The sequence below is a fragment of the Candidatus Phytoplasma crotalariae genome, assembly GCF_030586865.1.
Taxonomy (GTDB): Bacteria; Bacillota_I; Bacilli_A; order Acholeplasmatales; family Acholeplasmataceae; genus Phytoplasma; species Phytoplasma citri.
Genome location: NZ_JAOSIR010000012.1, coordinates 1 through 14,965, shown reverse-complemented (window position 1 = coordinate 14,965; position 14,965 = coordinate 1). Strand labels below are relative to the sequence as shown.

At 27.5% G+C, this 14,965-nt stretch carries 10 protein-coding genes and 1 pseudogene; 5 read left to right on the top strand and 6 right to left on the bottom strand.

Features of this window, described 5'->3' with window-relative positions; genetic code table 11:
- Positions 1 to 1,017: 1,017 nt before the first annotated feature.
- From OC683_RS01310 to OC683_RS01285, 5 genes and pseudogenes are all read left to right on the top strand, one after another.
- Complete coding sequence (locus OC683_RS01310; protein WP_304514762.1) at positions 1,018 to 1,317, top strand: hypothetical protein; 300 nt, start codon at positions 1,018 to 1,020, stop codon at positions 1,315 to 1,317.
- A gap of 553 nt (positions 1,318 to 1,870) precedes the next feature.
- Positions 1,871 to 3,463: pseudogene (locus tag OC683_RS02470) on the top strand (reverse transcriptase domain-containing protein).
- A gap of 1,094 nt (positions 3,464 to 4,557) precedes the next feature.
- On the top strand, positions 4,558 to 4,830 hold the full coding sequence (locus tag OC683_RS01295; RefSeq protein ID WP_304514760.1) for a reverse transcriptase domain-containing protein: 273 nt from the start codon (positions 4,558 to 4,560) through the stop codon (positions 4,828 to 4,830).
- Between the two features lie 104 nt (positions 4,831 to 4,934).
- A complete protein-coding gene (locus OC683_RS01290; protein ID WP_304514759.1) occupies positions 4,935 to 5,654 on the top strand; it encodes a reverse transcriptase/maturase family protein in 720 nt (239 codons plus the stop codon).
- 489 nt (positions 5,655 to 6,143) lie between these two features.
- Positions 6,144 to 6,581 carry a hypothetical protein gene (locus tag OC683_RS01285; RefSeq protein WP_304514758.1) on the top strand — a complete coding sequence of 146 codons (438 nt, stop codon included), beginning with the start codon at positions 6,144 to 6,146 and terminating at the stop codon, positions 6,579 to 6,581.
- 78 nt (positions 6,582 to 6,659) lie between these two features.
- Here OC683_RS01285 and OC683_RS01280 read toward each other — a convergent pair whose 3' ends face one another.
- The 6 genes from OC683_RS01280 to OC683_RS01255 form a co-directional block, all read right to left on the bottom strand.
- Complete coding sequence (locus OC683_RS01280; RefSeq protein WP_304514763.1) at positions 6,660 to 7,466, bottom strand: 5'-3' exonuclease; 807 nt, start codon at positions 7,464 to 7,466, stop codon at positions 6,660 to 6,662.
- 857 nt (positions 7,467 to 8,323) lie between these two features.
- Positions 8,324 to 9,691: a signal recognition particle receptor subunit alpha gene (locus tag OC683_RS01275; RefSeq protein ID WP_304514757.1), complete on the bottom strand. Its 1,368-nt coding sequence runs from the start codon at positions 9,689 to 9,691 to the stop codon at positions 8,324 to 8,326.
- A gap of 85 nt (positions 9,692 to 9,776) precedes the next feature.
- On the bottom strand, positions 9,777 to 10,727 hold the full coding sequence (gene ftsY / locus OC683_RS01270) for a signal recognition particle-docking protein FtsY (protein WP_304514756.1): 951 nt from the start codon (positions 10,725 to 10,727) through the stop codon (positions 9,777 to 9,779).
- Between the two features lie 99 nt (positions 10,728 to 10,826).
- Positions 10,827 to 12,788, bottom strand: a complete 1,962-nt coding sequence (gene topA, locus OC683_RS01265; RefSeq protein ID WP_304514755.1) for a type I DNA topoisomerase — start codon at positions 12,786 to 12,788, stop codon at positions 10,827 to 10,829.
- Between the two features lie 91 nt (positions 12,789 to 12,879).
- The gene (ylqF, locus tag OC683_RS01260) at positions 12,880 to 13,731 is read right to left on the bottom strand and encodes a ribosome biogenesis GTPase YlqF (RefSeq protein ID WP_304514754.1); all 852 of its coding nucleotides are present in this window, start codon (positions 13,729 to 13,731) and stop codon (positions 12,880 to 12,882) included.
- A gap of 59 nt (positions 13,732 to 13,790) precedes the next feature.
- A complete protein-coding gene (locus tag OC683_RS01255) occupies positions 13,791 to 14,531 on the bottom strand; it encodes a hypothetical protein (protein ID WP_304514753.1) in 741 nt (246 codons plus the stop codon).
- Positions 14,532 to 14,965 lie beyond the last annotated feature (434 nt).

Here is a 14,965-nt window from a genome sequence, read left to right as displayed (position 1 = left end):
AGTTATTTATATCTTAAAATATCCAATTTAATAAAATTATAAAAAAATTGCATTTAAAAAATTGAAGAAATAAAAAAATTATTTCAAATTCATAATAAATACTAAAATCTAAAAAATATTTAATATCTAATTTTACAATAAAAAATCTAGTTTATTAATTTAATTATTCAATCAAATCATAAATAAAATTTGAAAATTATAAAATTGTGTATACTTATAATGACTATACAATTTTTTATTATGTATAGTATATTAAAAAAATATATTTAGAAAGAGGGCGCAAAGAGACCATAAATTCCATAGATTAACGTACTATCTTATTCGGAATAATAATATGAGACCGCATAAAAATTGAAAAATGGGCTTGGCAAATTATCTCGAAAGAGTAATAAGTAACAGCAAAAGCATGAAAGCGATGTAAGAAAAAACAACTAATTCGAAAGCATTCGCAAGGTCAGCAGTTATGGAAAAGGTGAAAATCCCTAAACAGTTAAAAAAATGTTGTTAATAAATAAACCTCAATGGCAAGTTGTTATAAGTCAGGAGCTCTAAGACGCTTAATTTAGTAAATCTTTCGCGAATTAAGATTATTCCCAGTAATCCTTCAATGGATAACTTAGAGAACAAAACTCGTTCCTAAAAAAAATAATAAATAATTTTTTTAAATAAAGAACGTAAACTGTCCCTAAAACTGCACGTAGAATTTATGAGTAACTTTGATCTCCCTAAAAGCACCTTCTTAGGGTTAAAACTAGTAGTACTAGGCTCAAGGGAAAAGCGAAACTTAGAGTAGTCGTCAGTTTAATTCTGGAATTGGAATATTTGAGAAGAACCTGATCAAGGCGAAGGGTAATAACCTTTACATGGCGAAAGAGTTTCAATATCTGAGATTATAAGATATTAGGCGCCGGATGCTTGGAAACTTGCTTGTCCGGTTCTGTGGGGGGCTGGCTTGGAATATATGACGAAATTAATTTGTTATTAAACCCAACTATTCTATCCCAATTATTCTAATTAATGAAAAAAATTAAAAATATTTATTTTTTCTTTATAATTATCATTATTTTAATCATTATTTATAATTCATATAACACAATTAATCTAAATAATTCTGATTTTAAAATAATAAATAAATCTGATAATAATTCCGAAGATCAAATATCTGAAAATAGTTTTGAATCAACTTCTACAATGCAAACCTATTTATCAACGAATCAAAATTTTCATTATATTTCCATTCCCGATAAAAAAGAAAATAATAAAAACATTATATTCTCAAGAGGGGCGCCAAAGAGGCCTAAATTTCGCGCTATCTAACTAATAGCCAGGGTCGATAAACCCTGAAAAAGGAGATGGTCGGTCCGACAAATGAAAAGATGCTGGATTATAGCAGACCATAAAAGCGGGTTGCGACGAAAGCAAATTAGTCAAGAAGACCTCGCCACCAAATAATTCCATGGAGAAGCCTGAGATGGTCTAAGAAGGAAAATGATGTAATACCAAAACCTGTCCGGAAGTTGCTTAAACGGACAGTCCAGAGCCTACTAATATAAACTTTTGGTATTGAGTAGTTTATCAAATAAAGAAACCTGGAATCAGCCTCTTAAGAGGATACTTCCCCTAAAGAATTAAGGTTGAAATTTAGAGTAACTTGGAGAATCCTAAAACTAAGTAATGAAATTTACTAATCCGGAAATAAAAGCCCGGGTGGTCAAGGATAAAGCATCTTTTTAGTAGTCGTAAGGGTAAACCTAAATTTGGAATAATTTAGTTAATCGGCTTACCAAGAAGAGAGTTAATGACTCTTATAGGGCGAAAGAAGATAGTAATTTATTATTTATTCAATGGTATCAAGGAAGGAGTTGATATTATGTCAACAACGGTTTCACTAGAAACTAAACTTTCGCGAACATAGAATATCGTTCATCAAATGGTTACTCTTTAAAAAGAGAGCTGCAACAAGAAATGAATAATTTCTAAAACACGTTAACAGCATTTAATAGAATCGCCACAAACAAAGGGGCGGGCACACCCGGAATTGACAACGAAACCATCGATGGGATTAACCTAGGAAAACTAGCAAGATACCATCAGTAATACGTCAATAATGGTTATCATCCAAAATCAGTTAAAAGAATTATCATTCCTAGTGATAATAAAAGAACCAGACCCCTGGGGCTACCTACCATCAAAGATCGGTTGATACAAAAATGCCTGAAACAACTCTTAACTCCCTATTTTGAAAATGTGTTTTCAGAATGGAGCTTTGGATTTAGAACCAAAAAATCTGGTCATGACGCGATCAAACGCGTTAAACAAAGATTTAAAGGTATCGACTACATTGTCAAAATTGACTTAAAAGGCTACTTTAATACGATCAATCATGAAATTCTTATGAGAACCTTAAATCGGTTCATCAGAAAGAATAAAATCTTCGCAACCATTAACAAATGGTTAAAATCCGGATTCATGAAGGATGGGATTAAATACGAATCTTTATCAGGTTCTCCTCAAGGAGGAATTATTTCCCCTTTGTTGGCAAATGTATATTTACACTACATCGACCTGAAAATGGAGGAACTGATTAAAGAAGGGAAGCCAGCCTGGAAGAATAACTCAGAATATGGGAAAGCATGGCTTAAAAAACAGCACCATCAACTAGGAATCGATAGTCGCATTAATTTGAACCCAAAACCAAGAGTTGAATACATCCGTTATGCTTATGATTTTATCATTGGTGTTAAAGGCGAGTATGATAAAACCGAAGGAATTAAGAATCAAGTAGTCCAATGGCTAAACTTACGATCAGTAAGAACAAATCAAAAATTGTCAAGGCCAGCAAAGGAACTAGGTTTCTATCCTAAATTGTAAAGGTAAATCCCACCAATAAAACCCAAAAAGGAAAGACCACACAGAATTCCTTAAACGGCCAGGTCCAAATCCAAATTCCCCAAGCGAAAGCCGAAGAATACGGAGATTAATACAATTGGTTAAAAAAGGGAAAGGTGAAACACGATGAAACTTTAGCGGATAGAGACGAATTAGAAAAATAATCCGGACCTATCAAACAATTGTCTGAAATACTTTTGATTAGCTAACAATCTCGATGTTTTAACCTATTTGAATTATCTAGCTGAAGATAGCTGTTTGAAAACACTGGCAAAAAAACGAAAAACGTCGATTGCCAGAGTTCGAAAAAAACTTAAACTTGGGCTATTCCTTATCTTCATAAAGAAAAAACCCAATACGAACCTTGGGTCGTTTATTCTTGGGATAAAATTAAAAAAATGCGTAACTACAAGGAAAACCCTGACATTATCATCAATAGATTTATATTCCGAGGTCGGACGCATCTAACTGACCGTCTAAAAGTGGAACATTATGTAAAGATTGTCATCGCAAGATAACCAATCAACAAATACACGATATTAGAAAAACAAGAACGATAAGGATAAATAGCTAACCAACCGCGAGGGGAAATTAGTTCTCGCAAGAGAGTAAATTATGGAAAGCCGGATGCTTGGAAACTTGCTTGTCCGGTTTGGACGGGGGCTGATTGTAAATAAAACGGAAAATACAAATAGCCGAATAAAACGCAATTAATCTATCCGTATTTATTAAATCTATCTATAATGAAAAAAATGAAGATTTTACAATATACTCATTTGCTTTTTACAATAAAGAAGGACAATTAGTGAGAAAAAAATGTTTTAACGAAAATATATTTTATACCTATCATTATAATAAAAAAAATCAATTAGAATATCGGGGCGCCAAAGAGGCCTAAATTTCGTGCTATCTAACCAATAGCCAGGGCCGATAAACCCTGCAAGGAGATGGTCGGTCTAACAAACGAAAGAATGTCAGATTACAGCAGACCATAAAAGCGGATTGCGACGAAAGCAAATTAGTCAAGATGACTCCGCCACCGAATAATTCTAGGGAGAAGCCTGAGATGGCCTAAGAAGGAAATTGATGTAATAAGAAGAGAACCTGTCTCGGAAGTTGCTTAAACGGACAGTCCAGAATCTATCAATATTTACGATATGTATTGGATAGCTTATCAAACAAAACAAACCTGGAATCAACCTCCTAAAGAGGGTACTTCGCCTAAGGAATTAAGGTCGAAATTTAGGGTAACTTGGAGAATCCTAACACCAAGTAATTAAATTTACTAATCCGGAAATAAAAGCCCGGATGGTTAAGGATAAAGCATCTTCTTAGTAGTCGTAAGGATAAACCTAAATTTGGAATAATTTAGTTAATCGTCTTACCCAGAAGAGAGTTAATGACTCTTATAGGGCGAAAGAAGATAGTAATTTATTATTTATTCAATGGCAAGTTGATAACGGTTTCACCAGCAACTAAACTTTCACGAACATAGAAGATTGTTCCTCAAATGGTTACTCTTTAAAAAGAGAATTCCAGCAGGGAATGAATAACTTTTATAACATGTTGAAGAATCACCGCTAACAAAGGCACGGGTAACCCCAAAATTGATAATAAAACCATTAATGGAATTAATCTAAGAAAGATTAGAAAGATACCATCAGGAATATGTCAATAATGGTTACCCCAAAACCAGTTAAAAGAATTCTCATTCCTAGTGATAATAAGAAAACTAGACCCTTGGGTTTACCGACCATCAAAGATCGGTTAATACAAAAATGCCTCGAACAACTCTTAACTCCCTATTTTGAAAATTTCTTTTCAGAATGGAGCTTTGGATTTAGAACCAAAAAATCTTGTCATGACGCTATCAAACGCGTCAAACAAAGATTCCAAGTAATTGATTACCTTGTCAAAATTGACCTAAAAGATTACTTTTGATACCATCAATCATGAGATTCTCATGAGAACCTTAAATCAGTTCATCAAAAAGAATAAAACCCTCGCAACCATCAACAAATGGTTGAAAGCCGGCTTCATGATGGATGGCATCAAATACGAATCTTTATCGGGTTCCTCCTCAAGGAGGAATTATTTCCCCTTTGTTAGCGAATGTATATTTACACTACATCGACCTTAGAATTGATGAACTGATTAAAAAAGGAAAGCCGATTAGGACTATCAACCCAGAATATAAAAAAATATGGAATAAGAACCAGCACCATAAACTGAGGGTTGATAGTTCAATCAACCTAAATCCGAAACCAAGAATTGAGTACATCCGTTACGCTGATGATTTTATCATTGGCGTCAAAGGCGAATATGACAAAACCGAAAAGGTTAAAAATCAATTAACACGGTGGCTAGAGCAAGATTTAAAAATTACCATTAGTAAGGATAAATCAAAAATTGTCAAAACCAATAAAGGGACAAGATTCTTATCCTATATGATAAAGGTAAACCCCACTAATAAAACCCGTAAAGAGAAAACTACACGGAATTCCTTAAACGGCAATGTCCAAATCCAAATTCACCAAGCAAAAACTGAAGAATATGGAGATGAATACAATTGGTTAAAAAAGGGAAAGACGAAACACGATGAAACTTTAGCGGATAGAGACGAATTAGAAAATAATCCGGACCTATCAAACAATTGTCTGAAATACTTTTGTTTAGCTAACAATCTAGGTGTTCTAAATTATCTAGCTGAAGATAACTATTGGAAAACGAAAAACGTCGATTGCCAAAGTTCGAAAGAAACTTAAACTTGGGGGTATCCCTTATCTTAATAAAGGAAAAACCTGATACGAACCATGGGTTGTCTACTCTTGAGATAAAATTAAAAAAATGCGTAACTATTAGGAAAATCCTAATATCGCCATTAATAGATTTATATTCCAAGATCGGACGCATCTAACAGCGGAATGTTTTGAGAATTGTGACAGGGCAACCCAACTACAGATTCATCACATTGAGACGGTCCGCAATGCGAACTACCAAAGGATCAAGAAAGTATTGTGTAAAGATTTTCATCAGAAGATAACCAATCAACAAATATATGATATCAGAAGGAATAAGAACAATAAGAATAAATAGCTAATCAACCGTGAGGGGAAATTAGTTCTCGCAAGAGAGAGTAAATTAGGGAAAGCCGGATGCTGGGAAACTAGCTTGTCCGGTTTGGACGGGGGCTGATTGTAAATAAAACAGCAAATACAAATCGCTGCATAAAACGCAATTAATCTATCCGTATTATGAAACATTATGATGAACCTTTTATTCCTGAATCTCATGATCAACAAGAAATAGATAATAAATATTTCTATAATGAAAATAATCAATTAGTTAAAATTACGGATAAAGATAATAAAATTAAAATTATTTATGAATATGATAATAAAAATATATTAAGAAAAAAAATTAAAGTTTATTTCGGTCATAACGGCGATTGTTATAAAAATGTTTTTGTTTATGAATATAATAAACAAAATCAAAAAGTTTCTAAAATATATAAAGAACTTATAAAACCTAACAAAAATATATTTAGTTTTTTCAAACCAGAAAAACATATAAAATGCCAAAATAAATTTTTTTATAAATATAAATATAATGATAAAAAACAAAAAAATTTAAAGATTTGTTATTTTAATGATAAAATTAGTAAATTTAAATATCAATATGAAAATTTTTAATTTTATAAAAATTAAAAAATAATTTCAAAATATTAATCAAATTATTATTATCTTAATCAAAAAAACAAATTATAATTTTTAAAAATTATAATTTGTTTTCATTTTTTTATTATATAAACGATTTAAATTATATTTTTTACAAAAATTTAATAATAAATTTAAATTAATATTTTCCTTATAAGTTTGTGTATAATCAAAAGATAAAGGCACAGTTTTATCAATAGTTATTAATAAACGATTCAAATGGATTCTATCTTTAAATGGTTCTATTTTGTTTCTTAAATTATCAGGAATTTGTTTTAAATTTATTAACAAATTATCTAAATTATTAAATTTATGCAATAATTTAAGAGCAGTTTTAGGGCCGACACCTGGAATTCCTATAATATTATCAGAATTATCTCCAATCATACTTTTAAAATCAACTATTTGTTCAGGTTTTAACTGATATTCTTTTTGTAATAGTTTCGTATCAAAATCACTGACATTTGTTAAACCTTTTTTTATTAAACGAATAGTTACATAATCATTAATTAATTGCAAAAAATCATGATCACTAGAATAAATATCTGTAATGATTTGTTGAGAACTAGCTTGTTGAGCGATAGTTCCGATAATATCATCCGCTTCATAACCTGTTTGATAATGATATTTTACTCCAGAAATTTTTAAATATTCCTGTACCAACACAATTTGATCTATCAATAATTGAGGTATAAGAGGGCGACCTTTTTTATAATCTAAATAAATTTCTTTTTTTTTAGTTTTTCCCTGTGTATCGAAAGCAACTAAAATATGATTTTGAGCTTTTTCCAAAATTTTTTCAAACATATTGATAAAAATCATTAAAGCATTAAACTTATTTAAATTATTGTTATTTTCAATATTATTTATATCATCGAGATAGATTAACGCGGTTTAGAAAAAAGAAATGATAATAACTTTTTTCATATTCGCAATTAGCCCCCCACAGAACCGGACAAGCAAGTTTCCAAGCATCCGGCGCCTAATATCTTATAATCTCAGATATTGAAACTCTTTCGCCATGTAAAGGTTATTACCCTTCGCCTTGATCAGGTTCTTCTCAAATATTCCAATTCCAGAATTAAACTGACGACTACTCTAAGTTTCGCTTTTCCCTTGAGCCTAGTACTACTAGTTTTAACCCTAAGAGGGTACTTTTAGGGAGATCAAAGTTACCACATAATTCTACGGGAAGTTTTAGGGACAGTTTACCATCATTAAAGTTAAAAATATCGGTAGAAGCTTGATTAATTTAGATGGGAAAGTGTAGGAAGGGGTTAACTGATTTAACCTAATGGATAATTTACATAATACCGAAAAGAATATTATGTATCCTTCCTAATCCTGGTTACAATATCTTACCAAAATGTTTTCATGAAACCACTTTACTTAACTGCTTAGGGACTTGCACCTTTTCCTTGACTTCTGGTCTGGCGTCGACTTGTTGACTAGATATTTCGTCTCATCTCGCTTGCGTGCTTTTGCTGTTATCAACTCTTCTTTCGAACTAGTTGATCAAGCCCACCTTGTGGTGTTTACGTGACCTCTAGAGAGATTATCACTCTAGGCTATGCGTTAAATAGCAGAATTATGAGCATCTTTTGCGCCCTTTTCGTTTATAAGCAGTAGCGTAGTAAGCACGAAAAATAAGTGCATGTCCGTCTACTAAAATTAAATGTTTCATAAATTTTATTGTCCCTCACGAATTAAACAAATATTTATTTTGAATCTAAAAATTTATTTATCAAATCTTGATAATCTGTTGCCGAATCTTTTTTAAAATTTTTATTATCTATTTGTTTAGTTAAATTTTTTTGTTTTTCTATAAAATCGATCAATAAATTTATTTCTTGATAAGTTGCTCCAGAACCTTTAATAATGCGATGACGACGACGATTATTATTAGCGATCAACTCCGGATTTAATCTTTCTTTATGTGTCATACTTTTAATAATAGCTTCGAATTTAATCATTATATTATTATCTAAAATATTTAAATTCGATATTTTATTACTTATTCCAGGAATAAAATTTAAAATTTTTTGAAATGATCCCATTTTTTTAATTAAATTTAAATGTTTTTGTAAATCATAATAATTATAATTATCTTGAAATAGTTTATCTATTAATTCGGCATTTTGTTTGGAATCTATTTTAGCTTCTATATTTTCTATTAAAGTAGATAAATCGCCCATACCTAAAATTCTAGAAGCTATACGATCGGGATAAAAAAGTTCAAAGTTATCATCATTATGTTTTTCTGAGCTAGAAATAAAACGAATAGCTAAATTAGTAATATATCTAATAGATAAAATTAAACCACCTGAAGTTTTAGCATCCATTTTGGTCATAATTACCCCTGTAAATGATAATTTTTCATTAATTTGTTTAATTTTTCCTGATATTTGTTGACCCCCTAAAGCATCTACAACAATCAATGTTTCATCTGGTTTAATATTTTTTTTAATTAAAGATAAATTATCTATACTAGCTGTATCTTCAGGAGAAAATCCAGTAGTATCGATGATAACAACTTGAAAATTATGCTTTTTAGCATAATTAATACCGTTTAAAATAACTTCTAAAGAATTATTTGTATTATTATCATTATAAACCTCAATATTTATATTTTGACCAATTTGTTGTAATTGTTGAATACCACCAGGTCTATGATAATCTGCTGCAATTAATAAAATTTTATCTATTTTTTGTTTATTTATGAAAAAAGCTAATTTACCTGCAACAGTTGTTTTGCCGCTACCTTTCATTCCTATTAATAAAAAAATATTTAATTTATGATCTTGGAAATTCAAAGGTAAAGATTTATTTCCCAAAATATTAGTTAAAGTGTTTTGGATTATTTTGATAACTTGTTGTTGAGGGGTTAAACCTTTTAAAAGTTGCATATTTAAGGTTTGTTGTTTAATTAATTCATTAAATTTATTTACTACTTCATAATCAACATCTGCTTTTAATAAAGCAGGATTAATTTCTTGCATTATATTATCGATATCATCTTGTTGAATATATTTTTTATTACCAATTTTACTAATTATTTTTTGAATACTTTTGCTTAAAAAATTCATGAATAACTCCTTTTTGTATTAGACCAACGTTTTGTTAATAAATATTTCTTTTATTTCAAAAATGATTATTCATATTTAATTTTTATTAATTTTCAAATAAACAATCAACGTAATTATGAATATCAAATTCTAATAAATCATTTGGCGCTTCTCCAACACCTATATATTTTGTTTCTAACTGATATAAATGTTTAATCGCTAAAATTAACCCTCCTTTAGAAAAATGATCAAATTTAGTAAGAATAATGCCAGTAACCGGAATAATTTGGCTAAAAGATTCTACTTGTCTTAAAGCTTCTTGCCCTGTCATAGCATCTAAAATTAAAAAAATTTCATGCGGAGCTTGAGGATTATATTTCTTAATAACTCTATCTATTTTAGCTAATTCTTGCATTAAATTATCTTTATTTTGTAATCTTCCAGAAGTATCGCACAAAACATAATTTTGATTTTCGCTATGCTTTAAACCTTCAAAAATTACACTTGCCGGTTGACTATTAGCTTTGAAAAAAAAATCACTTTTAGAAGTATTACTCCAACTTTGTAATTGTTCGACAGCTCCAGTACGGAAAGTATCTGCCGCTATTAATAAAACTTTTTTATTTTGTGCGGTTAATTTAGTAGCTAATTTGCCTATAGTAGTAGTTTTTCCCGAACCATTCACTCCCACAAAAAGATAAATTTGTGATTTTGTTATTGAAATATCATTTTTTATATTTTTTTTTGTATTTTGTTTATAAAATAATAAAATTTGATCTCTTAAAAAATTTAAAAAATATTTTGGCTGAGATAAATTTTTAGATGAAATATTTTCACGCATCTGACTAATCAAATTTTGAGTAGATTCTATACCTAAATCCGATTTAATTAATAAAATTTTTAATTCATCCAATAAATTTTCAGTTAATTTATTTTTTAATTTAATTTTTCGGACCCATTCAGATATTTGATCTTCTTGTATATTTTCCAAATTGAAAAAAAAATTTTTTTTCTTTTGAGTTTTTTCTTTAAAAATTTTTTTAAAAAAATTAAACATAAGTTATTTATTTTCCTTAACGATATATAAAAATAATAAAATTGTTAATAAATATAATTATAAAGTGTATGTAATTTAATTTATATATAAATTATATTATTAATCTTTTTCATCATTTTCTTTTTTATTATTTTTTTTATAAGAAATAATTGTTTTACATTTTGGATAAGAACTACAACCTAAAAATTTACCATATTTACTGTTTCGTTCTACCATAAAAGAACCACAATTAGAACAATTTTGATTTGTTACAGTTATAGTTTTTTTCTTTCTTTGATCAATATCTAAATTTATACATTTAGGATAAGAATTACAACCTAAAAAAGTACCATATTTACCACAACGCTCCACCATGAAATCTCCACAAACAGAACATTTTTGTTGTGTAGTAATATTTGGTATGGTCTTAATATTATTATTAGCATATATAAATAATTTAATAAAATCATCGTAAAATTTTTTTAAGATGGTAACTTTATCCATTTGACCATTAGCAATTTGATCTAATTGCGCTTCCATGTTAGCTGTATATTTAACATTAATAAAAGAATTAAAAAATTTCATTAAAACTTCATTTGTAATTAATCCTCGTTGAGTACAAATCATTTTTTTCTCCTTAATTTCAACATAATATCTATTTTTTAAAGTTTCAATAATATGAGAATAAGTGGAAGGTCTGCCGATTTTTAAATTTTCCAAATTTTTAATTAAAGAGGCTTCGTTATAACGAGGTGGTGGTGAAGTCATTTGAGATTTAGCTATCACTTTTTGAGGCAAATAATATTTGTGCTTTTCCCAATCCGGTAATAATATTTCTTTAAAATTAGAATAAGCTGTCGTTTTAAAATAACCATCAAATATCATTTGATAACCTTCTGCTTGAAACAAATATTTTTCTATTTCGAAAATAAACTGTGTTTTGTTAATAATTGCTGCAGTCATTAAACTAGATATAGTTTTTTGATAAATTAAATTATATAAAGATAATTCATCTTTAGTTAAATAATTTTTAATTTCTTGAGGAGTTCGTTTAATATCAGTAATTCGAATAGCTTCGTGAGCTTCTATGTTATTTTTAGAAAAATTATTTAAAATATTATTAACATAAGAAGAGCCAAATTTTTCAGAAATAAATTTTTTAGCTTCTCCTATAAACTCTTGAGACATACAATAAGAATCAGTTCTCATATAAGTAATCAATCCAATTATTTCTTGGTTTATTTTCACACCTTCGTAAAGTTTTTGGGCAATTATCATAGTTTTTCGGGAATTCATTCCTAAATATTTAAACGCTTCTTGTTGTAAAGTAGCTGTAATAAATGGTTTAGGCGGTTTACTTAAAGTTTTAGTTTTAATTACATCTTGTAAATAAAATTGTTTATCTTTGAGCTGATTTATAATTCGATCGGATTCTTCCGATTTAATTTTAGGATTTTTCGGATTAATAATTAAATTAGCTGTAAAATTTTCAAAAACAGCTTTAATTAAATAATATTCTTCAGGAACGAAATTATTATGTTCTTTTTCGCGTTCAGCAACTAGTTTTAAAGCCACTGATTGAACACGCCCTGCTGATTTAGAACGAATACGTCTCACTAAAGAAGATAATTTAAATCCGATTATTTTATCTAAAATAAGTCGAGTTTCTTGTGATTCTACTAAACATTTATTAATCGTTATAGGATTATTAAAAGCTTTAATAACAACATTTTTATTGATTTCGCTAAAAAAAATTCTATTTTTATCTAACGGTTTTAATTTTAGAACTTGAGCTAAATGCCACGCAATAGCTTCTCCTTCTCTATCAAAATCAGTAGCTATAAAGACATTTTTATCTTTAGTTTTAGAAATCAACTCTTGAACTGTAGATTCTTTACCTTTAATAATACAATAATCAGGTTTAAAATTATTATCAATATCAATTCCTAAATTATCTTTACCTTTTAAAGATAAATTACGTATATGTCCTTTCGAAGATAAAACTAAAATTTTATGATCAAAAAAACTACTAATAGTTTTAGCTTTGGCAGGCGATTCTACAATAATTACTTTTGACTTCACAATTTAAATGCTCCTTACACATTATTAAATCAATACAAAAAGAAGTTTTATATTATAAATTCTTTATATGGGGTCCGAACCTTTAAAGTAATTATATCACATTAAAGAAATTTAAATCAAAATTAACAGGACCTATAAAACCATTAGAAACTTTATATAAAATCATTTCTAAAACTTTATTTTCATCAAGAATATTATTTTTTGTTAAATAAATTTTTTTTTGCGCTATTTTATACCATAAATTAGGGAGTTTTAATTCTTGTTCATCCAAATTGAAGCATTTTTTTAAATTTTGAGAATAATATTGTTTAAGATAAGTTAATAAATATTCTACAATAGGCAATTTTGGATATAAAGTAGATTTAATGCAACCGCAAATAGCCAAATTATATCCAACATAAGGATCGCTAAATTTATGATATAAAACTCCAGGAGTATCTAATAATTTCATTCTTGGATCTATTTTAATCCATTGCATTTGTTTAGTAACACCCGGTATGTTAGCTGTTTTAACTATTTTTTTATTAGCTAAGCAATTAATAAAAGTTGATTTGCCAACATTAGGCATGCCAGTAATCATTAATTTTAAAATTTTATGTTTCCCAAGGGGATTTTTTATTTTTAAAAGTTTATATATATAGGGTTTAATTTGATGGATATTAATTTTTGATTTAGCATCAATCCATAATACTGGTATTTTATGTTTTTCAAAAAAATTTTTAAAAATATTTATTTTAGACATATCAGCTAAAGACATTTTATTTAATAATAATAAAAATGGCTTATTATTAAAGGTTTTTAACAATTCCCAATTAAAACTTGAATAAGGTATCCTGGCATCTAAAATTAATAGCATCAAATCAATCATTTTTAAACATTTAGCTATTTCTTTAAAGGTTTTTTTCATATGACCAGGAAACCATTGAATATAAAATTTATTCATTATCTTACTCTTCTTATTTTTTTTCATATAATAATAATTATTAAAATTATTAAATTTTATCATTTATTATTTTTATCTAATTCTTGTTTTAAATTTTGTAGATACAATTTTAAATCTTGATCGGGAACAAAAATTTTTTTACTATAAACCTTATATACTTCTTCGCCGGATATCAAAATAATAGCTAAACCAATTTTATCTAATAAAATATGATAAAGACGTTGTAAAAATAATTTTCTAGCCCAATAAAAAGGATTAATTAGATTAACTGAAGTGCTTAAAAAATTCATTACTTTATTAGTTTTTTGAATTTTGTGTAAATATTTTTTATTTATTAATTTAAATTTTAAAACCATAATTTGTCTTAAAGTCATACGTTTAAAAATACACAAAATTTTATTTTGAAATAAAATATCAATTCTTTTATGTAAATATTCTATTAATAATAAAGTTTCTCCAAGATTTAATTCTAAACAAGGAGAAGTCGATTTTGGATAAAAAATAGTTGCTATTTCTAAAGTTAATTTTTTTATTTCTTGAAACAATATTTCTATATATTTTTGGGGATTTTCTCGAGTTTTTTCTAAAAATGTTAATTGATGTTTTTTAATTAATTTATTGACTTTCTCATTTTCTGCTAAATCTTCTGCTTTATTAAAAGAAATTTTAAAATTTTTATTAAAATTTTTAACAATAAAAAATAAATATACCAGAGAAAAAGCAATACCTCCGGAACTGAATCCAGCTAAAAAAATTCCAAAAAATTTCAATTGATTCCATAAATTATTAACCAAAAACATATTCAAACTTCCTTTTAGATTTATTAATTATCGAATCTTTTCTAGAATTAATGACTTGCGTACCCCTAATAATTTAACAAAATTTATATCAAATAATATCTTAATTATTAATTAAATAAAAGTTTTTATAATTTAAAAACAAAGCAATAAATTATTTTTAATTAGCATTAAATGAGAATATTTGTTAATAAATATATAAATTTTTTTATTAAGCTTTTATATATAATTTTTGGTTTAAAAAATAACTTTTGGTTACTAATCACAATATATTGTTTGATTTTTTATTTAATTATTTGTTATTCGGCGAATTAAAATTTTATAGTTTTTATGAATAATTTAATTATTAATATCTTTTATAAACATCAAAAAAATTATATAATATGATACCTTTATGGAATGCATTAACAAATAATATAATCGTAATAAAATAATTA

Coding starts and splice junctions, on each gene's coding strand:
- OC683_RS01295 (WP_304514760.1), top strand. CDS start 4,558: ATGTCAATAATGGTTACCCCAAAACCAGTTAAAAGAATTCTCATTCCT.
- ftsY (WP_304514756.1), bottom strand. CDS start 10,727: ATGTTTAATTTTTTTAAAAAAATTTTTAAAGAAAAAACTCAAAAGAAA.
- OC683_RS01285 (WP_304514758.1), top strand. CDS start 6,144: ATGAAACATTATGATGAACCTTTTATTCCTGAATCTCATGATCAACAA.
- OC683_RS01290 (WP_304514759.1), top strand. CDS start 4,935: ATGGCATCAAATACGAATCTTTATCGGGTTCCTCCTCAAGGAGGAATT.
- OC683_RS01310 (WP_304514762.1), top strand. CDS start 1,018: ATGAAAAAAATTAAAAATATTTATTTTTTCTTTATAATTATCATTATT.
- OC683_RS01255 (WP_304514753.1), bottom strand. CDS start 14,531: ATGTTTTTGGTTAATAATTTATGGAATCAATTGAAATTTTTTGGAATT.
- OC683_RS01275 (WP_304514757.1), bottom strand. CDS start 9,691: ATGAATTTTTTAAGCAAAAGTATTCAAAAAATAATTAGTAAAATTGGT.
- ylqF (WP_304514754.1), bottom strand. CDS start 13,731: ATGAATAAATTTTATATTCAATGGTTTCCTGGTCATATGAAAAAAACC.